This window comes from Nocardioides sp. NBC_00368, assembly GCF_036090055.1.
In the GTDB taxonomy this organism is placed as follows: Bacteria; Actinomycetota; Actinomycetes; order Propionibacteriales; family Nocardioidaceae; genus Nocardioides.
Genome location: NZ_CP107970.1, coordinates 2,826,763 through 2,846,791 on the forward strand (window position 1 = coordinate 2,826,763; position 20,029 = coordinate 2,846,791).

At 68.1% G+C, this 20,029-nt stretch carries 22 protein-coding genes; 10 read left to right on the forward strand and 12 right to left on the reverse strand.

Translation table 11 applies throughout. From position 1 onward, the window contains the following. The first annotated feature begins 38 nt into the window (after positions 1 to 38). Positions 39 to 446 carry a VOC family protein gene (locus OG984_RS13550; protein ID WP_008358957.1) on the forward strand — a complete coding sequence of 136 codons (408 nt, stop codon included), beginning with the start codon at positions 39 to 41 and terminating at the stop codon, positions 444 to 446. A 3-nt stretch (positions 447 to 449) separates the two neighbouring features. Here OG984_RS13550 and OG984_RS13555 read toward each other — a convergent pair whose 3' ends face one another. Next, entirely contained in the window at positions 450 to 1,502 is a 1,053-nt protein-coding gene (locus OG984_RS13555; RefSeq protein WP_328532076.1) for a WD40/YVTN/BNR-like repeat-containing protein, read from the reverse strand. 265 nt (positions 1,503 to 1,767) lie between these two features. On the opposite strand from OG984_RS13555, the gene OG984_RS13560 reads away from it, so the two are divergent. After that, positions 1,768 to 3,630, forward strand: a complete 1,863-nt coding sequence (locus tag OG984_RS13560) for a glycoside hydrolase family 3 protein (RefSeq protein ID WP_328532077.1) — start codon at positions 1,768 to 1,770, stop codon at positions 3,628 to 3,630. A gap of 110 nt (positions 3,631 to 3,740) precedes the next feature. Here OG984_RS13560 and OG984_RS13565 read toward each other — a convergent pair whose 3' ends face one another. From OG984_RS13565 to OG984_RS13585, 5 genes are all read right to left on the reverse strand, one after another. Continuing rightward, the gene (locus OG984_RS13565) at positions 3,741 to 5,402 is read right to left on the reverse strand and encodes an IS1634 family transposase (protein WP_328527560.1); all 1,662 of its coding nucleotides are present in this window, start codon (positions 5,400 to 5,402) and stop codon (positions 3,741 to 3,743) included. 239 nt (positions 5,403 to 5,641) lie between these two features. Continuing rightward, on the reverse strand, positions 5,642 to 6,445 hold the full coding sequence (locus OG984_RS13570; RefSeq protein ID WP_328532078.1) for a M57 family metalloprotease: 804 nt from the start codon (positions 6,443 to 6,445) through the stop codon (positions 5,642 to 5,644). Positions 6,446 to 6,607: 162 nt separating this feature from the next. Continuing rightward, a complete protein-coding gene (locus OG984_RS13575; RefSeq protein WP_328532079.1) occupies positions 6,608 to 7,696 on the reverse strand; it encodes an ABC transporter substrate-binding protein in 1,089 nt (362 codons plus the stop codon). Between the two features lie 23 nt (positions 7,697 to 7,719). Further along, on the reverse strand, positions 7,720 to 8,544 hold the full coding sequence (locus tag OG984_RS13580) for an ABC transporter permease (protein WP_328532080.1): 825 nt from the start codon (positions 8,542 to 8,544) through the stop codon (positions 7,720 to 7,722). Positions 8,545 to 8,552: 8 nt separating this feature from the next. Then, the gene (locus OG984_RS13585) at positions 8,553 to 9,359 is read right to left on the reverse strand and encodes an ABC transporter ATP-binding protein (protein WP_328532081.1); all 807 of its coding nucleotides are present in this window, start codon (positions 9,357 to 9,359) and stop codon (positions 8,553 to 8,555) included. Positions 9,360 to 9,404: 45 nt separating this feature from the next. On the opposite strand from OG984_RS13585, the gene OG984_RS13590 reads away from it, so the two are divergent. Beyond that, positions 9,405 to 10,187 (forward strand): exodeoxyribonuclease III, encoded by a 783-nt coding sequence (locus tag OG984_RS13590; RefSeq protein WP_328532082.1) that lies wholly within the window; start codon positions 9,405 to 9,407, stop codon positions 10,185 to 10,187. 122 nt (positions 10,188 to 10,309) lie between these two features. Here the strand turns inward: OG984_RS13590 and OG984_RS13595 are convergent, their stop codons facing one another. Both OG984_RS13595 and OG984_RS13600 read right to left on the reverse strand, forming a co-directional pair. Next, positions 10,310 to 10,864: a hypothetical protein gene (locus tag OG984_RS13595; protein WP_328532083.1), complete on the reverse strand. Its 555-nt coding sequence runs from the start codon at positions 10,862 to 10,864 to the stop codon at positions 10,310 to 10,312. Further along, the gene (locus OG984_RS13600; protein ID WP_328532084.1) at positions 10,865 to 12,034 is read right to left on the reverse strand and encodes a hypothetical protein; all 1,170 of its coding nucleotides are present in this window, start codon (positions 12,032 to 12,034) and stop codon (positions 10,865 to 10,867) included. A gap of 387 nt (positions 12,035 to 12,421) precedes the next feature. On the opposite strand from OG984_RS13600, the gene OG984_RS13605 reads away from it, so the two are divergent. Beyond that, positions 12,422 to 12,712 carry a LysR family transcriptional regulator gene (locus OG984_RS13605; RefSeq protein ID WP_328532085.1) on the forward strand — a complete coding sequence of 97 codons (291 nt, stop codon included), beginning with the start codon at positions 12,422 to 12,424 and terminating at the stop codon, positions 12,710 to 12,712. A 115-nt stretch (positions 12,713 to 12,827) separates the two neighbouring features. On the opposite strand, the gene OG984_RS13610 is transcribed toward OG984_RS13605, so the two are convergent. Beyond that, positions 12,828 to 13,154: a TfoX/Sxy family protein gene (locus OG984_RS13610; RefSeq protein WP_328532086.1), complete on the reverse strand. Its 327-nt coding sequence runs from the start codon at positions 13,152 to 13,154 to the stop codon at positions 12,828 to 12,830. Between the two features lie 60 nt (positions 13,155 to 13,214). Between OG984_RS13610 and OG984_RS13615 the strand changes: the two genes are divergently transcribed. Both OG984_RS13615 and OG984_RS13620 read left to right on the forward strand, forming a co-directional pair. After that, positions 13,215 to 14,306 carry a DNA recombination protein RmuC gene (locus OG984_RS13615; protein ID WP_328532087.1) on the forward strand — a complete coding sequence of 364 codons (1,092 nt, stop codon included), beginning with the start codon at positions 13,215 to 13,217 and terminating at the stop codon, positions 14,304 to 14,306. A gap of 8 nt (positions 14,307 to 14,314) precedes the next feature. After that, on the forward strand, positions 14,315 to 14,758 hold the full coding sequence (locus OG984_RS13620) for a DUF6542 domain-containing protein (RefSeq protein WP_328532088.1): 444 nt from the start codon (positions 14,315 to 14,317) through the stop codon (positions 14,756 to 14,758). A 9-nt stretch (positions 14,759 to 14,767) separates the two neighbouring features. Here the strand turns inward: OG984_RS13620 and OG984_RS13625 are convergent, their stop codons facing one another. Next, positions 14,768 to 15,397, reverse strand: a complete 630-nt coding sequence (locus tag OG984_RS13625) for an L-threonylcarbamoyladenylate synthase (RefSeq protein ID WP_328532089.1) — start codon at positions 15,395 to 15,397, stop codon at positions 14,768 to 14,770. Between the two features lie 33 nt (positions 15,398 to 15,430). Then, positions 15,431 to 16,429, reverse strand: a complete 999-nt coding sequence (locus OG984_RS13630; protein WP_328532090.1) for a 4-hydroxy-3-methylbut-2-enyl diphosphate reductase — start codon at positions 16,427 to 16,429, stop codon at positions 15,431 to 15,433. A gap of 156 nt (positions 16,430 to 16,585) precedes the next feature. On the opposite strand from OG984_RS13630, the gene xseA reads away from it, so the two are divergent. Further along, complete coding sequence (gene xseA, locus OG984_RS13635) at positions 16,586 to 17,818, forward strand: exodeoxyribonuclease VII large subunit (RefSeq protein WP_328532091.1); 1,233 nt, start codon at positions 16,586 to 16,588, stop codon at positions 17,816 to 17,818. Further along, positions 17,811 to 18,020, forward strand: a complete 210-nt coding sequence (locus OG984_RS13640) for an exodeoxyribonuclease VII small subunit (RefSeq protein WP_008358980.1) — start codon at positions 17,811 to 17,813, stop codon at positions 18,018 to 18,020. Before xseA ends, OG984_RS13640 begins: the two co-directional genes overlap by 8 nt. Before the next feature lie 89 nt (positions 18,021 to 18,109). On the opposite strand, the gene OG984_RS13645 is transcribed toward OG984_RS13640, so the two are convergent. Continuing rightward, positions 18,110 to 18,733: a DUF4245 family protein gene (locus OG984_RS13645; RefSeq protein WP_328532092.1), complete on the reverse strand. Its 624-nt coding sequence runs from the start codon at positions 18,731 to 18,733 to the stop codon at positions 18,110 to 18,112. Positions 18,734 to 18,863: 130 nt separating this feature from the next. On the opposite strand from OG984_RS13645, the gene OG984_RS13650 reads away from it, so the two are divergent. Together OG984_RS13650 and modA are read left to right on the forward strand one after the other, a co-directional pair. Next, entirely contained in the window at positions 18,864 to 19,253 is a 390-nt protein-coding gene (locus tag OG984_RS13650) for a TOBE domain-containing protein (RefSeq protein WP_328532093.1), read from the forward strand. Continuing rightward, positions 19,250 to 20,005: a molybdate ABC transporter substrate-binding protein gene (gene modA / locus OG984_RS13655; protein WP_328532094.1), complete on the forward strand. Its 756-nt coding sequence runs from the start codon at positions 19,250 to 19,252 to the stop codon at positions 20,003 to 20,005. The genes OG984_RS13650 and modA overlap by 4 nt, the downstream gene beginning before the upstream one ends. Positions 20,006 to 20,029 lie beyond the last annotated feature (24 nt).

The window sequence follows — 20,029 nt, forward strand, 5'->3', positions numbered from 1 at the left end:
CCGTTTCCCTCGGGCTGGCTTCGGAGGATGATCCGGCCATGACGATCCAGATCCGCCACCTCACCTTCGACTGTGCCGACCCTCGCAAGCTCGCCGAGTTCTGGTCGGCGGTCGCCGGTTGGCACCTCTTCTACGACGAGGACCCCGAGGTGATCGTCGCCAGGAGCTTCCCGTCGAAGGAGCTGATGTTCCTCTTCGTCCCCGTCCCCGAGGCGAAGACGGCGAAGAACCGGGTCCACATCGACATCAAGCCGGAGGACACCACCCGCGACGAGCTGGTCGAGCGGGCGCTCTCGCTCGGCGCCACCGTCTTCGGCGACCACCGCAAGGAGGACGGGTCCGGCTTCGTCGCGCTCCGGGACCCCGAGGGCAACGAGTTCTGCATCGAGCGCGGCGAGCACGAGATGGCTCCGAGCGGCCCGATGACGATCGGGCTCACGATCTGACCGTCAGCGGCTGAGCACCCCGACCCGTCCACCCGCGCCGGCGGCCCAGCAGGTGTCGCCGACGCAGTCGACGGTGTGGAAGCGGGTCTGGGTCGCGCCGAACGGCTTCCACGAGCGGCCGTTGTCGTGGCTGACGTCGCTGCCGTTGGGGCCGACCGCGATCGCGGTGCGACCGCCGATCCAGTCCACCGCCTCGCGGTAGCCGCCCAGGTCGGAGGAGGAGTTCTTCCAGGTGCGGCCGCCGTCGGTGGAGTAGGCGGCGCGGTCGACGCCGTCGTCCTCGAGGCCGAAGTCGCCACCGACCGCGATCCCCTGACGAGGGTTGCGGAAGCCGAGACCGAAGACGCCGGCGGCCTCGCCGGTCGCGATCGTGGAGTCGGCCGCCGACCAGGAGCGGCCGCCGTCGTGGGTGGCGTAGATCTTCGCTGCGGCACCGCCACCGCCGATCCAGGCGTCGTGCGCGCCCGCGGTGACCAGGCAGGTCCCGCTGGCCGAGTAGCCGAACTCGCCCGGCGCCTCGAGGCCGTCGGTGTCCGCGATCTCCCAGGTGTCGCCGCCGTCGGAGGTGGTGATGATCCGCCACTCGCCGCCGACCGGGTCGCTCATCGCGATCCCGCGCTCGCCGCCGGGCCAGAAGTCGACGCAGTTGTAGAACGCCGTCGGCTCCGCGGAGCGGAACGTCTCGGTCCAGGTCGCACCGCCGTCGACGGTCTTGTAGATCCGGCTCGCCTCGCCCTCGCCGATCGAGAGCACCACAGCCTCGCTCGCCGAGCGCGCCTCGACGTCACGGAAGAGCAGCCCGTCGGATCCCGGCGGCGAGACCTCGTCCCAGGTGTCACCGCCGTCCGTCGTACGGAACACTCCCCCGCGGTCCCCGCCGACCCACGCGGTGTCCGCGTCGACGGCGTCGAGCGCCCGGAAGCCCTGCGTCGTATCGACGTTCACAGCCGTCCATTCGTACGCACCCCCTGACTGCGCCGCCTGCGCCACCGGCGCCAGGGTGAGGGTGGTGAGGGCGAGAGTGGCCGCCGCTGCGGCTCCGACAACGATGCGCACGAAGGTTCACCCTGGCCCTGCCGGGCCGTCCTGTCCACCGATCCAGCAAAATTCGTCCGCCGAATCGGTGGTTGTGGCAGGCGAATCTGTAGATGTGGGCGACGAAAGTCGAGTTTCGTCCGCCATTGCGACAGTTTCGGTCGCCACAACGACCGATTCGGCGTGTCCGCTTGCGCGGAGTCGGCAATTTTCTTCCGTGACCGGTTGGTAGCGCCTAAAGTGAGTCGCCGTGCCGCACCGCAGCGGCGCAGATGGCGAGGTTGTCATGAGCAGAACGACACTGACCAGAGGTGGAAGACTGGCGGCTGCGGGACTGGCCGCCGCGGTGGCCGTTGCGATGCCGTACGCAGCAACCCACGCCGTCGAGCCGGACCCGCCCAGGACGACCGCCGGGCAGCTCGCCACGGACATGGCGTCGCCGCAGCACCGCAAGATCGTCTCGCTGATGCACCACATGTCGCTGCAGCAGAAGGTCGGCCAGCTCTTCGTGATCGAGGTCTACGGGCGCGACGCCAACAACGTCAGCGACGCGGCCAAGGCCGGCAACCAGAAGCTCTATGGCGTCGACACCCCGGCGCAGGCGATCGCGAAGTACCAGCCCGGCGGGGTCATCTACTTCACCACCCGCGGCCCCGACAACATCGGTGACGCCGCCCAGGTGGCGAAGCTCTCCAACGGCCTCCAGAGCGCCGCACTGCAGCAGCGGCCCAAGATCCCGCTCAACATCGCGGTCGACCAGGAGGGCGGCGCGCTCGTGGCCCGCTTCGGACCGGCCAGCGGTGCGACCCAGATGCCCGGCCAGATGGCGCTCGGCGCCGACGGCTCGACCGCGGACGCGGCCCGGTCGGCCGAGGTGATCGGCACCGAGCTGGCTGCCGTGGGCGTCACCCAGGACTACGCGCCCGTCGCCGACGTCAACCTCAACCCCAACAACCCGGTCATCGGCATCCGCAGCGCCGGGGCCGACTCCGCCGCGGTCTCCGACATCGTGGCCGCCGAGGTCGGCGGTTTCGACCGGGGCGGCCTCTCCTCGATCGCCAAGCACTTCCCGGGACACGGCGACACCGGCACCGACAGCCACTACGGCCTGCCCGAGGTGACCCACACCCGCGAGCAGCTCGAGGCGATCGACCTGCCGCCCTTCGAGGCCGCGATCGACGCCGGGATCGACGCGATCATGACGGCCCACGTGACCGTGCCCGCGATCGACCCGAGCGGCGAGCCGGCCACCATGTCGGAGCCGATCCTCACCGGCCTGCTCCGTGAGGAGATGGGCTTCGACGGCCTCATCGTGACCGATGCCCTCGACATGCAGGGCGCGAGCGCGACCTACCCGCCCGACGTCGCCCCGGTCGAGGCCTTCCTCGCCGGCGCCGACCAGCTCCTCATCCCGCCGCAGATGGACACGGCATACGCAGCGGTCCTCGGCGCCGTCAAGGACGGCACCATCTCGCGCCAGCGGCTCGACGAGTCGGTCTACCGGATCCTGAAGCACAAGCTCGACAACAAGATCTTCGAGAGCCCGTACGTCGACCCGGCTGCCGCTCCGGCGGTCTTCGCCAACCCGGCGCACAAGGCCGACGCCCAGGCGATCTCGGACCGCACCACCACCCTGGTGAAGAACGACGACGGTCTGCTGCCGCTGGCGGCCGGCCCGAGGGACGTCCTGGTCGCAGGCTGGGGGGTGGACACGACCGCGGGCATCGCGGCCGGGTTCCAGAAGCGCGGGGCGACGACCCAGGTGCTGCAGTCCGGCACCACCCCGACCGACGCGCAGATCGACGCCGCTGTCGCAGCGGCCGAGGGCAAGGATCTGGTGGTCGTGCCGACGAACAACGCCTGGCAGATCAACCCGGCGACCGGCCAGCCGACCCCGGCGTCCGTGGCTCAGACCAAGCTGGTCAAGGCGCTGCTCGCCACCGAGACCCCGGTGGTCGTGACCGCGATGCGCAACCCCTACGACGTCACGTCCTTCCCGGAGGCGGCCACGGTGATCGACACCTACGGCTACACCGCCCACCAGCTCGAGTCGCTGGTGCGGGTGCTTCACGGCGAGGTGAACCCGAGCGGCAAGCTCCCGGTCGAGATCCCGGGACTCTTCCCGCTCGGTCACGGGCTGTCCTACTAGGCAACACACGAAGGTGGCCCTCCCGAGACCGGGAGGGCCGCCTCTGTGCTGCTAGGTGGCTACTAGGTGGCTGCTAGACCTGAGTTGGCTCAAGTGGTTAGTGCGTGAGGTTAGGCGTGCTCGAGCGCGTCGAGGATGGCTTGCTGTGGTTCGGGGATGATGGGGGCGAAGGTCTGCTGGGTGCCGTTGATCGCGATGGTCGCGGACCGCAGTGGCCGTAGTTGGCGAACGACGTTGCGGATGGCGAGCCCGGTCCGGGCTTGGACCTCGCGGCTGACCGCGAGCGCGGTGAACACGATGGTGAGGTGGGCCTCGATCGCGTCGCGGGTGTGGTGGAACATCGGCCGGGCGCGGAGGTCGGTCTTGGACATCCGGAAGGACTGCTCGACCTGCCATAGGGCGTGGTAGCTGGCGATGACCTCGCCGGCGGGCATCACCGTGGCGGGGATGTTGGTGACGTAGCCCTTCAGCCCGACCAGTCGCCGGGCTCGGGCCAGCGATGCCTCGTCAAGCTCGGCAGCGCCGTTGCGGGTCTTGACGAACCGGGGCGTGCGGGCGGCCTTCTCGCCCGCGACGACGGCTTTGGCCTTGTTCTCCTGCAGGGTCAGCGTCCGGTTGTCGCGCACTGCGCGCTTGGTCGAGTAGGCCCACACCGCTCGCCACGAGCCGGGATGGTGCTCGGGGTCCCAGACCGGTTCGGCCTTCTGCTTCGGGTCGTTCTCGATCTTGTGCCCGGTGCGTGGGGTGATGGTGTCGATGACTTGGGCGTCGGTGAAGGCGTCGCCGTGCCAGCGGAAGTGGGACTCCAGATCGTTGGGTGCCTTGGTCACTCGCGATCCCACGATGAACCGCAGGTCAGCCTCGTCCAGGTCGCGCAGATTCGTGGCTGCCAGCATCCCGGCGTCGGCGACGATCACGATGTCAGCCAGCCCGTGCCGGGTCTGGAACTGCTTCACGATCGGGATCAGCGTGAGCGTCTCGGCCTTGTTGCCCTCGAAGCAGCCGATCTCGAGCGGGAACCCGCGTCGGTCGACCAGCAGGCCCACGACGATCTGGGGGTCGACGCGGCGTTCCTTGGAGTAGCCGACCTTGCGCAGTTCGTCTTCCTTCTCTGCCTCGAAGTAAAGAGTGGTGACGTCGTAGAGGATCAGGCTGATGTCGCCGCGGGTGGCGGCGTGAGCGAAGCAGGCGGTCGCGATCTGGTCGCGGTAGCTGCTGCCCTTCTTCGCGCCGCCCGTCGTCGCGGGCTTGGTCTTGGCGTGTGCGCGGCTCAGGGTGCGCTTCATCGTCGCGTAGCTGGCTGGGGTTCGGCCCAGGTCCTTCAACACGCGCCCGGTGTCAAGCAGTGAGGTCGGCTCTACGATCCGGGCGATCACCAGGTCGCGGAAGACCGGATCGTCGAGGATGTTGAACCCCAAACTGTCGAAGACCGTCGCGAGGGTCTCGTGCAGGAGTCGGGAGTCAGTGCTCACGACCCGACCGGGTTCATCACGCCGCGCCCTCACCGGCCGTGGAACCGGGTCGAGGACGCCCTGTGCAACCGGTTCGGACACGAGTTCCGCGACCCGCGGCGTGGGCGCGACATCCAGGTCGAGAGCGTCCTGTCCGGGATCGGCCAGCAGGCTGCGTGCCTGTTCAAGCAGGAGCCCGAGCTCGGCATCAGTGTGCGCCGAACCAAGGTGCTTCACGATCCGCTGACGCCCGCCGGCGTATTCAGCGATCTGGACCGCGGTGGCACCCGACCCGGTCCTCACCCGCCGAATGAACGCCACCCCGCGACCCTAGACCGCGCCCGCTTAGTGCGTGAAAACGTACTAAGCGTCATCCATACCCGCAGGTCAGCGACATCTCGTCCCGCCCATCCCCGACCGGTGAGCCAAGTCAGGAGATCCCGGGACTCTTCCCGCTCGGTCACGGGCTGTCCTACTAGGCAACACACGAAGGTGGCCCTCCCGAGACCGGGAGGGCCGCCTCTGTGCTGCTAGGTGGCTACTAGGTGGCTGCTAGATGATCAGGAGCCGTACAGCGCCCGGACCCCGGCCGCGTCGGAGGCCTGGAACTCCAGGTCCTCGGAGCCACCGTTGCACTGCGGGTAGTGCATGATCGAGGACGAGTCGTACGGGGTCAGCGCACGCCAGTTGTTGTCCTCGAAGCAGGTCGCCGCCTCCGGGCGGGTGTGCTCGTGGCGGAACCCGAGGGTGTGCCCGAGCTCGTGGGCGAGGATGTCACCCGGCTCCCAGTTGCCCGCCGAGAAGATCGAGTCGTCGATGAGCACGTTGCGCGAGCGCTTCGACGTCGACGGGAAGAACGCCCGCGCGATGTACTGCGTGGTGCTCACCGGCTCGACCGAGAACAGCACGTCGGAGTTGCGGGTGTTGCACGACGCGTCCTGGCTCGGGACGTAGATGAACTCGACCGCCGAGCTCGCGGCCTCCCACAGTCCCTCGCCCTGCGCCATCGCGGTGACGATGGCGGCCTTGTTGCTGCCGAACTTGTCCGAGACACAGTAGGTCAGGTTGAGCGCCTGGGAGGCCGACCACTTGTCGTCCTTGCCGCTGATGGTGTTGACGATGAGGCCGTCCTCCGGGACGTGCTTCGGCGTCGAGACCATCGACTCGTAGAACTTGTGCAGGTCACCCTGGTTGGACACGACCTCGTCGCCGTTGACGATGTACTGACCGTCGACGTCGACGTACGTTGACGCCTCGAACTCCTGGTAGCTCGGGGCCTCCTCGGCGAATGCGGGAACCATCGACGCAGTCAGCGCTGCGGCACCCGCAGCCGCGGCGATCATCATGGGAATACGAACTCGCATAGCTCTTCCTCCTGGATTTGTGAACGGCCGCCGGCGATTGACGCCGACGGCCACAGGAGATTCAAGCGTTACGTCCCCGAATACGGCATAGAAACTTCGGTGAAATTCCCGTTGGACGGGCAAAAGTTTCGACCGAAACTCGTACGTTTGCCGTCGCTCACATCACGGAGCGGGCCAGATCACCTGGTCGGTGTCATCGACCACGGCCTCGGCGAAGGAGGTGTCGAACCAGGAGGCGGCCTGCTCGGGCGTGACCTTCTGCCCTGCGTACGTCGTCACGACCTCGGCCAGGGCGGCGACGTTGGCGGGGTCGACCGAGCCGAACTTGCCAGGGAGCGGGTTGTCGGCAGCGACCTCGACCTCGGTGCGCCAGATGGCCGTCTCGTGCTTCTCGTCGGACTCGGCGCCGGCCAGGTCGTGCTGGTAACCGATGCACTCCTCGACGTGCTCGTCGGCGGCGCAGTAGGTGTAGGCCTTGAAGACGGCGCGCAGGACGTCCTCGACCGCGGTGGGGTGCTTCTCCGCCCACGCGGGGTTGACGGAGTAGGCACCGAGGGAGCCCGGCACGTCGAAGTCGGTCGGCTCCCAGACCGTGACCTTCTCGCCGGCCTCCTTCAGCTGGTTGGGCTCGTTGGAGACGAAGCCGACCAGCGCGTCGACCTGGCCACGGGGCAGCACGCCGGGGTCGTAGCCGACCTTGACCTGCTTCACCTTGGACATGTCGACGCCCGCCTCGGCGAGCATCGCCTGCACCCCGACCGGCACCCAGCCCTTGTGGCCGAGGGTCTTGCCCTCGAGCTGCTTGAGATCCGTGATCGAGGTGCCGGTCATCAGCACGTCGAGGCCGGCGTTGGAGTAGGAGGAGACGCCGAGCACCTTCAGGCCGCTCGCGTTGGAGGTCATGATGTCCTGCTCGGAGAGCGGGCCGACCTGCACCTTCCCGGCGGCGATCAGCTTGGCGTTCTGGGAGACGTCGCCCGAGCCCGGCTGGAGCTCGACGTCGAGGCAGAGATCGTCGAAGTAGCCCAGCTGATCTGCGGCGATGGCCTCCATGATCGAGGCCGACGCCTGCCAGTAGTAGCCCGACATGTAGGTGATCGTCCCGGCCTCCCGGTTCTGCTCGCAGCGCTCGGCCGAGACCGCGCTCCCCTGCTCGCCGGCGGAGCTCTGCGCGGAGCCGCAGGCGGTGAGCGCACCCAGCAGGACGACCGCCGACGTGAGGGCAGCGGCGATCGGACGTACGCGAGACATGAAGGGCTCCTTCAACGCAAGAATCAGGACTGGTGCCAGTGGAGCACTCGCCGCTCGGCGAGCGTCACGAGCCAGAACAGCAGCGAGCCGAGCGCCGCGAGGACGAAGATCGCTGCCCACACCGTAGCCAGTCTGTTCTGCGAGCTGGCCACCTGTATCACGCTGCCGAGCCCGTCGGCCGAGCCCGCGGCGGAGAGCTCCGCCACGACGGCACCGATCATCGACAGCGGGAAGACGATCCGCAGCGACGCGAAGACGTAGGGCAGCGAGGCCGGCACCCGCAGGTGCCGCAGCACCTCCAGCCGGCTCGCGGCCACGGTGCGGTAGACCTGCAGCACGGGACCAGGCACCGCACGCAGGCCGGTCGCCACGTTGATCAGGATCGGGAAGAAGCAGACCAGCGCGGTCAGGACGACCTTCGGCCCCATCCCGAAGCCGAGCGCCACCACGAGCAACGGCGCGATCGCCACCAGCGGCGTCACCGAGAGCACCACGGCCAGCGGCATCACCGCGCGCCGCACCACGCCGATCTCGCTCACCACCACGGCGAGCGCGAAGGCGGCCACGAACCCGATCCCGAGCCCCACCAGCGCCTCGCCGAGCGTGACCAGCGTGTTGGACAGGAAGTAGCCCGGGTCGCCGGTCAGCACGCTCGCGATGTCGCCCAGCGGCGCGAACAGGTAGGGCATCCGTCGCGCCCCCACCTCCCAGCCGAACCCGAGCACCACGAGGAGGAGGACGAACGGAAGCCAGTACGCCGGCCGGAGCATCCTGGCGCGCTGACGGAGCCGTCGCGTGGCGGCTGTCCCGGTGACCGTATCGGTGGCCGGAGCGACCACCTCGTCCATCGCCCGACTCACCGGGTGACCCCGCTGTGGCTGAACGCGTCCCGCAGGCTCTCCCGAAGCGCGAGCTCGTAGGCGTGGAACTCCGGCGAGGTGATGATCTCCTGGTGGCGCGGGCGGGGCAGTTCGATGTCGATGACGTCGGTGATCCGGCCCGGGCGTGGGGCCATCACCACGACCTTGTCCGAGAGCCTGACCGCCTCGGAGATCGAGTGGGTGACGAAGACGACCGTCGCGCGGGTCTGCTCCCACAGCTCCAGCAGCTGCTCCTGCAGCGCCTCCCGGGTGAACTCGTCGAGCGCACCGAACGGCTCGTCGAGCAGGAGTACGTCGGGGCGCAGCCCGAAGGCGCGTACGATCGCGGTCCTCTGCTTCATGCCCCCGGAGAGCTCGGCGGGGAGCTTGTGGAGCGACTCCCCCAGGCCGACCTCGCGCAGCATCGCCTCCAGGTCGGGGCGGACGCGGTCGCTACGTCGCTTGACCCCGCGCCGATTGACCTTGTGAGGCAGTGTCACGTTGCCGAGCACGCTCAGCCAGGGCAGCAGCGCGGGTGACTGCGGCACGAACCCGAAGGCCTTCGCCTCGGCGGCCTCCTTCGGGGTGAGGCCGCACACGGTGATCCTGCCCGCGTCCGGCTTCTCCTGCCCGCTGATCAGCCGCAACAGGGTCGACTTGCCGCATCCCGAGGGCCCGATGATGCTCACGAACGTGCCGGGCTCGATGGTCAGCTCGATGTCGTCGAGGGCGACCAGCTCGGAGAGGTCGGCCTGCTCATAGAGACGACGGACCCCGTGCATCTCGATCGTCGCTCTGCCCACGCCTCAAACGGTAGTCCACGACGCCTTCTGGATAGTCTGACAGGCGTGCGTATCGCCACCTGGAACATCAACTCCATCCGCTCCCGCATCGACCGCGTCGAGGCTTTCGTCGAACGACACTCGATCGACGTGCTGGCGCTGCAGGAGACCAAGGCCAAGCCCGACCAGATCCCGACGATGGGCCTGGAGGCCCGCGGCTACGAGGTCGCCTCGGTGGGCTACGACCAGTGGAACGGCGTCGCGCTGATCTCTCGCGTCGGGCTGTCCGACATCCAGATCGGGTTCGAGGGGATGCCGTCGTTCAAGGACGTCGCGGAGGCGCGGGCGCTCACCGCGACCTGCGGCGGCATACGCGTCACCTCGGTCTACGTCCCCAACGGCCGCAAGCCCGACGACCCGCACTACGCCTACAAGCTGGAGTGGCTCGCCGCCCTGCAGAAGGCCGCGACCGCCTGGCACGACGGCCCCTCGGCCATGGTCGGCGACTGGAACGTCTGCCCCTTCGACGAGGACTGCTTCGACCCCAAGCAGTTCGTCGGCAAGACCCACCTCACCCCCGCCGAGCGCGACGCCTTCTTCGCCATCGAGAAGGACTTCAAGGACGTCGTGCGCCCCTTCGTGCCCGGCCCGGAGGCCTACACCTACTTCGACTACTACCGGCAGCGCTTCGAGCGCAACCGCGGCCTGCGCATCGACTTCGTCCTCGGCTCGCCGTCGTTCGCGTCGCGCGTCACCGGCGCCTTCGTGGACCTCGACGAGCGCAATCCCGCCATCGGCACCGGATCCCCCTCCGACCACGCTCCGGTGATCGTCGACCTCGCCGGCTGAGACGTGATCCCGCGCCGTAGGATCGGTCTCAATCGGGGTCTCCAATCGCAAGAGACTCGAGCGGACAACGCAGCCTCGACGTACGCCGCGTACCGTTACGTTCAGACCCCGAAGCGCATCGGTCACAGGTGACCAGCACGTGCCTCATCCGCCGTGCAGACTTTCGCGCTGTCCCCGAGGGCACAGAGGGTCAGTCCGAGTGGGTAGCGAAACGACTCGGTCTTCCCATCGGTCTCGGACTCGACCTCCAGGTACGGCGTGTACGCCGACCGACCATTCGGTAGGTAGAGCTCGACAAGCAACTGCGGCCCGGCGCCCTCCTCGTCACACCCGCTCGCCACGTCATGTTCGACCTCGATGCCGAGTTCCTCGAAAGACCGTCTGGTGCCACCGATATCCGTCTCGTCCAGCACCGTGAACTCGCGGACTGCAACACCCGAGTCCGGCGCAGCCTCGACCGAGGTCACGGTCCCCTCATCTCCGCCCTCGACGCAGAGGCCGGTGATGTTCATCGAGTTGATCTCGCCCGGAGCGACATTCTCGACCTTGAAGCCCGCAGAGAAGTCCACCCCGCCTTTCGCGACGACTTGTCCCGATTCTATGGACGGGCCTATCCCGCACGCCCCCAAGATCGTCGTCAAGAACAAGGCTCCAGCAAAGGCAGGGGCGGGCTTCATTCACGCAACCTTCGCGACAACACGAGCCGATTGCTCCCGCCCGCCAGACCTGTTGCTCCAGCACAGTTTTGCTCCACCGGTGAAGTCCCAGTGGAGGCTGGTATCGGTGTTGTAGCCCGACTGTGCGGAAACGTTAATCTGAGCCAGATCGACCCCAGAACCGTATGTCGTGTTCCGGCCTCTGTTCTTGGTGTATGTGTAACCAGCGTCGTGGCGTCTGCACGCCGAATAGTTCAGGCGCGAGACAAGCACGTAACCCGAGACGAGTTCCTGAATGCTGTGCGGACGCCAGCGGACACCGTGGCTAGCGCCGCAAGTGTTCGTGTAGTAGCGGTACTTGACTCTGTTGTAATAGCGCCGCGCAGTGGCGATCCCACCTTGGGACGCGCTCGAACTGGTCGTCTTCGTCGTCGAGCCGCTGCCCTTCCAGCCGTTTCCGAAGCTCACCGCGACCCCGAGTGAATGCGATGTGCCGCTGCCTTGGGTGACCTTGGCCTTGGCGTTGGTGACACCCTGGGCGATGGCGAAGGATTCCTTTCGCTGCGACTGATACTTGTTTGTTGCAATCGCATAGCACTCTTCCATCGGAGTGATCCCAGAGTCAGTGCCCCTCTCCTGAAGGATCGTGTCGATACGTCCCCGCTCCGTTAACGGCGTCGTGTCGAACCCGGGCGCATCAGCAGCGGACAGCGCCAGACCCTCCTCATCCGAGAGCAACTCCGGGTCCGTGGCCAGGTCATCGGCACTGACAGCAGAACTCTGGAAGGCACCGGTGCCCAAGTCGAAACCAAGGTCAACCGGACTGGCAGCATCCGTCGCCGAAGCGACCACCTCCGCCGATGTCCAACCCTCAGGGCGCACCAGTAGCGACAACGACCTCTCCGCCTCACGTTCCTTGTCCGCCACGATCACGTCCACATCGACCTGTCCCGTCTCTGAAACGAGTTCCTTCGGCAGTCTCTCCGGATCAAGTGTGACACTGAATGCGCCGCTGCTGTCGCTCTTGGAAGTTGCAACGACCTGGGTTTCGACCCGCTGATCGTCACCTAGAGATTCCAGGATCGTCTGGTTCGGCCACGCGATGACGACAATGTCAGCCCCGTCTACGGGCTCACTGTGGTTGTGTACCGTGCCGGTGAGGGCGACGTCGGCGAGCACCAGCGAGGACATGTCCGAGCGAGGCGCCGCAGCCGTCGCACTTGGGACTGTAGCTCCTGTGCCCGCGGTAGCCGTCACGGCCATCGCGACAATGAGTCGCCTGGCGTTGCCTCGCCATGTGCGAACTGACGGAGGGCGGGCCGACTCCCGCGGCCGTCCCCATCTGTTGAACCTCATACCCAACCGCCCCTTCATGCGTCTCGCGCGCGTCCGATTTCATCCCGGCTTTTCGCACTGTTCGGTAGGCCTCGCCGCACAGAACAGATTTAACCTAGGGACACGCTGTTCCGCGGTACACCGTTCGATCCAAACCGGAACGTTGCGCGGAACCGAGGACTCTCGGGCCGTTCCGGACTATCATCCGTACACGCCGGTATTCGGGCGATCTCGGAGGTCATCGTGCACATCGGCCATATCCAGGCATTACTCACGGCTGTCGAAGTCGGCTCGTACGTCCGCGCCGCTCCGCTCCTCTTCCTCTCGACCGGCAGCGCCGTGAGCAAGCAGGTCCGGAAACTGGAAGTAAACGTGGGTGTCGAGTTGGTGGCACGGAAGGATGGCCGAGTCCAACTGACCCAAGCGGGCGAAGAAGCTCTCCCCCACCTGATGTCTATTGCGGCTGGCATTCATGCGATCCAGGCGATTCGCACGCGGCGCACCGAATCGGTGACATCGAGCGTTCCGATTTGACCTGGTGAAACCCAACGACCTATCTGCCGCTCTATGCTCGAGCGCAACGAACTCGGCCCTCGACCCTCTCCGACCACGCCCCGGTGATCGTCGACCTCGCCGACTGAGGCTCGACTTACTTCGCGCGTTTCGGCGGCAGCGACTCGGCCGTGGCCACGCCGCGCGTGACCCAGTCGGCGAGCGCGTCGCCGCGCAGCAGGTCGGCGGCGACGTTGACGTAGCCGGACATCGTCCGGGCGCCCATGACCATCGGCTCGGCGCCGGCCTCGATCGCGGCCTCGTAGGCCGACTTGCCAGTGCGTACGAGCAGGTCGTCGGCGCCCACCGCGCACGCCATGTTTCCGTTCACCATGAACGCCAGCCCACCGAACATCTTCACCTCGGTGGCGTCGGCGGGCATCAGGTCGCGGACACGTTCAGCAAGCTCGGCGTTGTAGGCCATGTCCCCATGCAACCACGATCCGCCGCAAAACTGTCGGTGGTGCCTGCGAGGATCTGAGGTATGGAGATCTGGATCCTCTGTCTCGGGCTGATGATCGGTCTTGCTCTGGGCGCTGTGCTCGGGGTGTTGTGGGTGCGCGCGCGGAGCGTGGAGACGGTCGCCGCGGGGATGGTAGACCAGGCGGAGGTGATGCAGGGGCTCGACCGGCTCAGCGACCAGATGCAGCATCTCGACCGGGAGCGGGCGCGCTGGCAGGGGCAGTTCGAGACGGAGGTCGGGCGGCTGCAGAGCGAGACCCGGTCGCTGTCGACGGCGCTGCGCAAACCCCAGGTCAGGGGCCGCTGGGGCGAGATGCACCTGCGCCGCGCGGTGGAGCTGGCCGGTCTGGTCGACAAGTGCGACTTCTCCGAGCAGGTCCAGCTGGAGGACGGCCGGCTCCGTCCCGACCTGGTGGTGCACCTCTCCGGCGGCAAGGAATTGGTCGTCGACTCGAAGGTTCCCCTCGACGCCTACCTCGACGCCGCGGCCGCGGACAACGAGGACGACTACCGCACTCACCTGCGCAGGCACACCGCTCAACTGCGTACGCATGTGGACCAGCTGGCCTCGAAGGCCTACTGGCGCTTCCTGGAGGAGTCGCCCGAGTTCGTGGTGCTCTTCGTGCCGGCGGAGTCGTTCCTCTCGGCCGCGCTGGAGACCGAGCCGGGCCTGATCGAGTACGCCGGGGAGCGCCGGGTCGTGCTGGCCTCTCCGACCACGCTGATCGCACTGCTGCGCACCGTCGCGCACGGCTGGTCGCACGAGGCCCTCGCCGAGCAGGCTCGGGAAATCCACCGGCTCGGCCGTGACCTGCACCAACGTCTCGCCACGATGTCCACCCATCTGGACGGCATCGGGCGCTCGCTCAACACGGCGGTGACCCGCTACAACCAGGCGATCGGATCCCTCGACAACCGGGTCCTCGTGGCCGCCCGTCGTTTCAATGAATTATCGGTAACTGACGATGAACTCGAGACGCCGCGTCCGGTCGAGATCCGCGCTGTGGAGCGGCTCAGCAGCGTAAGGGAGGATGATCGGCGCGCCGCCGAAAATGACGGTGTGCCGGGCCCTACCGTGGGTTCGGATACACAGGCTGCATACGAGAGATCGTGACCCCCGACATGAGTCAGCGCACCATCTGGGAGGAAGGACGCGAGTCCGGCCGCCATGTCGTCGCGCTCGGATCCGCCACCTCGCTGACCGTGACCTTCGTCGATCTGCTCATCGACGACCAGATCGGCCTCCTCTTCGACTTCACCTTCGTGGCGATCGCGCTGACGCTCGCACTCATCGTCAGGCCCAGCGACTTCTTCGTGGTCGGCGTGCTGCCACCGCTGATCATGCTCGGCATCTTCATCCTGCTGGCCGCGACCCAGCCCGGATCGATCGCCGATGCCCAGGACGGCTTCGTCCAAGCCGTGGTCAGCGGCCTCGGACACCACGCGATCAGCCTCTTCGTCGGCTACGCCCTGTGCCTGGGCTGCCTGGTGATGCGCCGCCGGGTCCTACGCCAGCGCAGCGAGACCCGCGACGAGGTCGAGCGCGAGCGCGCCCTGGCCTCCTGAGCCCGGTCCTCAGTCCAGAGCCAGGAAGCCGGACACGTCTCCAGCGCCTTCGCGGATGACCTCGGGCTGACCGTCGGACCAGTCGATCACCGTGGTCGGCTCGGCCGGGGTCTCGCCGGCCTCGATCACGATGTCGACCTGGTGGTCGAGCGCCTCCTTGACGTTCCAGCCGAAGACCTCCGGCTCGCTCTCGCCGGGCAGGATCAGCGTCGAGGACAGCAGCGGCTCACCGAGCTCCTCGAGCAGCGCCTGCACGACGGCATGGTCGGGGATGCGTACGCCGACGGTCTTCTTCTTCGGGTGCATCAGCCGGCGCGGCACCTCCGGGGTGGCCGGGAGGATGAAGGTGTAGGGCCCCGGCGTCGCGTGCTTGATCGCCCGGAAGGCGCTGTTGTCGACGTGGACCATCGTGCCGAGCTGCGCGAAGTCCTTGCAGATCAGCGTGAAGTGGTGCCGGTCGTCGAGGCCGCGGATCCGCAGGATCCGGTCGCGGCCGTCCTTGTTGCCGATCCGGGATCCGAGCGCGTAGCCGGAATCGGTCGGGTACGCGATCAGCTGGTCCTCCCGCAGGGCGTCGACGACCTGGCTGATCAGACGGGGCTGCGGGTTGTCAGGGTGTACGTCGAGAAATCGGGCCACCCCTCGACCCTAACGCCCTTGGGCGGGGCTGGTTCAACCCCTTGCGGCAGCCGCCTTGAGATCCTTGCGGAGCTCGGTGGGCAGCGCGAAGATCAACGACTCCTCGGCGCTCTTGTGCGCCGTGGCGTCGGGGAAGCCCCGGTCCTTGAGGAATCCGACGACGCCCTCGACCAGCTTCTCCGGGACGCTGGCCCCGGAAGTGACCGAGACGCTGCGTACGCCCTCGAGCCAGGACTCGTCGATCTCAGTGGCGTCGTCGACGCGGTAGGCCGCCTTGGCGCCCGCCTCGAGGGCGACCTCGACCAGGCGCACCGAGTTGGAGGAGTTGCCGGAGCCCACGACGATGACCAGGTCGCTGGCGGCGCCGATCTCCTTGACCGCCTGCTGGCGGTTCTGGGTGGCGTAGCAGATGTCGTCGCTGGGCGGGTCGAGCAGCTCGGGGAACTTCGCTCGGAGCGCGGCGACGGTCTCCATGGTCTCGTCGACCGAGAGCGTGGTCTGGGAGAGCCAGACGACCTTGGAGGGATCCGGAACCTCGATGCCGGGTACGTCGCCGGGGCCCTCGACGAGCGTGGTCGCCTCCGGCGCCTCGCCCATGGTGCCCTCGACCTCCTCGTGACCGGCGTGACCGATCAGCAGGATGCTGTAGCCCTCGCGCGCGAACCGCTTGGCCTCGAGGTGGACCTTGGTGACCAGGGGGCAGGTCGCGTCGATCGTCTTCAGCTCACGCACGGCGGCATCGGCGTGGACCGCCGGCGAGACACCGTGGGCTGAGAAGACGACGGTCGCACCGGAGGGCACCTCGTCGAGCTCGTTGACGAACACGGCACCGCGGTTGCGGAGGTCGTCGACGACGTGCTTGTTGTGGACGATCTCCTTGCGCACGTAGACCGGCGCGCCGTAGAGGTCCAGGGCCTCTTCCACGGTGATCACGGCCCGATCCACCCCGGCGCAGTAGCCGCGCGGCTCGGCGAGAAGGACGGCCTTCTCGTCGTCGGTGATCAGGCGTGGGGTGCCGAGGTCGATGCTCATGCGGACCAGTCTAGAGACCCGGTGCACGCATGCCGACTCGGCGCGTCAGTCCCACACCACGACACCGACCCGGCGCTCTGAGGCGGGACAGACGCGCCGAGTGGGCATGCGTGTGTGGGACAAACGGGCCGAGTGGGCGGGCACTAGGGTGGCGGCATGGCTCTCGAGACCTCGCCCGAGTCGCCCGCTCCGGTGCGGCAGATCGCGAACGCGATCGGTGGCTGGATCGACAAGCTCGGTGCGGTGTGGGTGGAGGGGCAGGTGGCGCAGCTGAGCCGGCGGCCGGGGATGCAGACGGTGTTCCTGACCCTGCGCGACTCGGTGGCCGACATCTCGGTGCCGGTGACGTGCACCCGGTTCCTGCTCGACAGCCTCAACCCGCCGCTGGTCGAGGGCGCGTCGGTGATCATCCACGCCAAGCCGTCCTACTACGCCAACCGCGGCACGCTGTCGCTGCAGGCCCGCGACATCCGTCCGGTCGGGCTCGGCGAGCTGCTCGCCCGGCTCGAGCAGCGTCGGCAGCTCCTGGCCGCCGAGGGGCTCTTCGCGGCCGAGCTCAAGCGACCGCTCCCCTTCCTGCCGACCAAGGTCGGGCTGGTCACCGCGGCCAACTCCGCGGCCGAGCGGGACGTGCTCGAGAACGCGCGGCGACGGTGGCCGCAGGTGCGGTTCGAGGTGGCGTACGCCGCGATGCAGGGTTCGCGCAGCGCCGCCGACGTCGTCGAGAAGCTGCAGCGGCTCGACCGCGACCCCGAGGTCGACGTCATCGTCGTCGCCCGCGGTGGCGGCTCCGTCGAGGACCTGCTGCCGTTCTCCGACGAGCACCTGATCCGTGCCGTGCACGCCGCTCGCACGCCCATCGTCTCCGCGATCGGCCACGAGCCCGACTCGCCGCTGCTGGACCTGGCCGCCGACGTACGCGCCTCGACGCCGACCGATGCCGCCAAGCTCGTCGTGCCCGACGTGGGCGAGGAGCAGCGGATCGTCGCGACCGGACGCGACCGGCTCCGCGGCGGCATCGCCGCGCTCATCAACCGCGAGCAGACGCTGCTCGACGCGCTGCGCTCGCGGCCGGTGCTGGCCGACCCACGCTCGCTGTTCGACGCCCGGCGCGACGAGGTCACCTCGCTGCGCGACCGTGCCCGCCGCACCGTCGGGCACGCCCTCGACCGGGCCGCCGACGACATCGGTCACCATCGTGCCCGCGCCCGGGCGCTCTCTCCCCTGGAGACGCTCAGACGCGGTTACGCCGTCGCCCAGGACGCCGACGGACACGTGCTGACCAGCGTCACCGACACCACCGAGGGCGCCGCCGTCAGCATCCGCCTCGCCGACGGCCGCCTGACCACCACCATCACCTCGATCGAGAAAGACCCAGCCGATGACTGACTCCGACGACACCGACAAGAACCTGTCCTACGAGCAGGCCCGCGAGGAGCTCGTCGAGGTCGTCCGCAAGCTCGAGGCCGGCGGCATCACCCTCGAGGAGTCCCTGGCCCTGTGGGAGCGCGGCGAGAAGCTGGCCACGCTCTGCCAGGAGTGGCTCGACGGCGCCCGGAAGAAGATCGACGCCGCGATCGCCGACGACTGACGAGACGTCCGCCGCGTCGGCCGAAGCGTCACCCCCGCCGGCCGAGAGGTCACCGCGCTGCCATCTCGGCCGACGCGGGTGACGTCTCGCTACTTCAGGGGCTCAGTGGTGAGGAGCGCGAGGTAGTCGCGTACGTCGCCGTCCTTGGGACCCCAGAGCATCAGGGTCTGACCGTCGACCTCGGCCGAGTAGGCACTGTCGCCGTCGGAGTCGGACCACTTGGTCCAGGTGGTGGCGACCTCGGTCTCGATGGTCACCTCGTCGCCCTTCTTGGCCTGGGTGTCGACGTTCTTCTGGGCGAGCGCCTGAGCCGACCGGGCCGAGAGCTCGAGGCCGACGTAGGAGGTCTCGCCCTTGACGAACGACATGGTCCAGGCCGGCTCCTCGCCGCCCTTGTAGGACGGGTCGGTGTTGGCGTACCAGCCCGAGGGCAGCTCACGCGGGTAGACGACGTCGAGATCGGCGGCCTGGGCACTGCGTACGGCCTCGGCCCAGTCGGCCTTGTAGGTCTCGTTGGCGCCGCTCACCTCGCGCTCGAGGTTGCCCCGCCACTGCACGATCAGCACGATCGGGACCACGAGGACGAGCAGGAAGATCATCGACCCGATGAGCGCACCGAACGTACGCGGGTAGCTGCGCGCCGGGGTCTCCGGCTGCTCGCTCGTCGGCTGATTCGACGGCTGGGCGGGCTGCTGCTGATCGGTGTCGCTCACGTCCTCCATGGTCCCACCCGACCGATGTTCCCTCGAATCGTGGTCTCGACAGGCTCGACCACCGAGTCCCCGTGTTCCGCAGATGAGGACAATGGAGGCGGAATCGCTCCGCAGATGCGATACTCCTCCGGTGACCTCGTACCGCATCGCCGAAGCCGCCGATCTTCTCGGCGTCAGCGACGACACCGTTCGCCGCTGGGTGGATGCGGGACGGATCGCGGCGAGCACCGAGAACGGCCGTGCGGTCATCGACGGGATCGTCCTGGCCGAGCTGGCCTCGGAGCTGGCCGACGCACCCAACCCGGACAGGGCGAAGGCGGTCAGCGCCCGCAACCGGATGCTCGGGATCGTCACCAAGACGACCTTGGACACCGTGATGGCCCAGGTGGAGATGGTGTGCGGGCCCTACCGGATCGTCTCGCTGATGAGCGCCGAGGCCGCCGTCGAGCTCGGCCTCGAACCCGGAGTCAGCGCCGTCGCGTCCATCAAGTCGACCAACGTCGTCGTGGAGCGCCCATGATCAAGCAGCCTGCCATCGCCGTCGGCATCGCCGTCGCAGCCATCCTCGCGCTCGCCGGCTGCGGCAGTGCGAGCGGACAGGCCGACGAGCAGGAGCTGACGGTGTTCGCGGCGGCCTCGCTGACCGACACGTTCACCCAGCTGGCGGAGGAGTTCGAGAAGGAGCACCCCGAGGTGAAGGTGACCACGAGCTTCGGCGGCTCCTCGGACCTCGTCGCCCAGATCGAGGACGGCGCCCCGGCCGATGTCTTCGCCTCGGCCGATGTCAAGAACATGGACAAGCTCGGCGACCTGGCCACCGCCCCGGAGGACTTCGCCTCCAACACCCTGGAGATCGCCACGCCGTCGGGCAACCCGGCGAAGATCACCGGCTTCCAGGACCTCGCCGAGCCCGGCACCAAGGTCGTCGTCTGCGCGGCCGAGGTCCCGTGCGGCAGCGCGACGGCTGAGATGGAGAAGAAGACGGGCGTCGACATCGAACCGGTCAGCGAGGAGCAGTCGGTCAGCGACGTACTCGCCAAGGTCACCTCCGGGGACGCCGACGCCGGGCTGGTCTACGTCACCGACGTGGCCGCCGCCGGCGACACGGTCACGGGCGTCGAGTTCGAGGAGGCCGACCAGGTCGTGAACACCTACCCGATCAGCGCCCTCGACGGCGCCGACGACGCCGACCTGGCCCAGGAGTTCGTCGACCTGGTGCTGAGCGAGACCGGGCAGAAGGTGCTGAGCGATGCCGGCTTCGGCCAGCCCTGATCTTCTCGGGAGGTCCGGACGGAC

Excerpts from the sequence above, each read along its gene's own strand:
- OG984_RS13550 (WP_008358957.1), top strand. The coding sequence starts at position 39 with ATGACGATCCAGATCCGCCACCTCACCTTCGACTGTGCCGACCCTCGC.
- OG984_RS13560 (WP_328532077.1), top strand. The coding sequence starts at position 1,768 with ATGAGCAGAACGACACTGACCAGAGGTGGAAGACTGGCGGCTGCGGGA.
- OG984_RS13570 (WP_328532078.1), bottom strand. The coding sequence starts at position 6,445 with ATGCGAGTTCGTATTCCCATGATGATCGCCGCGGCTGCGGGTGCCGCA.
- OG984_RS13575 (WP_328532079.1), bottom strand. The coding sequence starts at position 7,696 with ATGTCTCGCGTACGTCCGATCGCCGCTGCCCTCACGTCGGCGGTCGTC.
- OG984_RS13580 (WP_328532080.1), bottom strand. The coding sequence starts at position 8,544 with ATGGACGAGGTGGTCGCTCCGGCCACCGATACGGTCACCGGGACAGCC.
- OG984_RS13595 (WP_328532083.1), bottom strand. The coding sequence starts at position 10,864 with ATGAAGCCCGCCCCTGCCTTTGCTGGAGCCTTGTTCTTGACGACGATC.
- OG984_RS13600 (WP_328532084.1), bottom strand. The coding sequence starts at position 12,034 with ATGTCCTCGCTGGTGCTCGCCGACGTCGCCCTCACCGGCACGGTACAC.
- OG984_RS13610 (WP_328532086.1), bottom strand. The coding sequence starts at position 13,154 with ATGGCCTACAACGCCGAGCTTGCTGAACGTGTCCGCGACCTGATGCCC.
- OG984_RS13615 (WP_328532087.1), top strand. The coding sequence starts at position 13,215 with ATGGAGATCTGGATCCTCTGTCTCGGGCTGATGATCGGTCTTGCTCTG.
- OG984_RS13620 (WP_328532088.1), top strand. The coding sequence starts at position 14,315 with ATGAGTCAGCGCACCATCTGGGAGGAAGGACGCGAGTCCGGCCGCCAT.
- OG984_RS13630 (WP_328532090.1), bottom strand. The coding sequence starts at position 16,429 with ATGAGCATCGACCTCGGCACCCCACGCCTGATCACCGACGACGAGAAG.
- xseA (WP_328532091.1), top strand. The coding sequence starts at position 16,586 with ATGGCTCTCGAGACCTCGCCCGAGTCGCCCGCTCCGGTGCGGCAGATC.
- OG984_RS13640 (WP_008358980.1), top strand. The coding sequence starts at position 17,811 with ATGACTGACTCCGACGACACCGACAAGAACCTGTCCTACGAGCAGGCC.
- modA (WP_328532094.1), top strand. The coding sequence starts at position 19,250 with ATGATCAAGCAGCCTGCCATCGCCGTCGGCATCGCCGTCGCAGCCATC.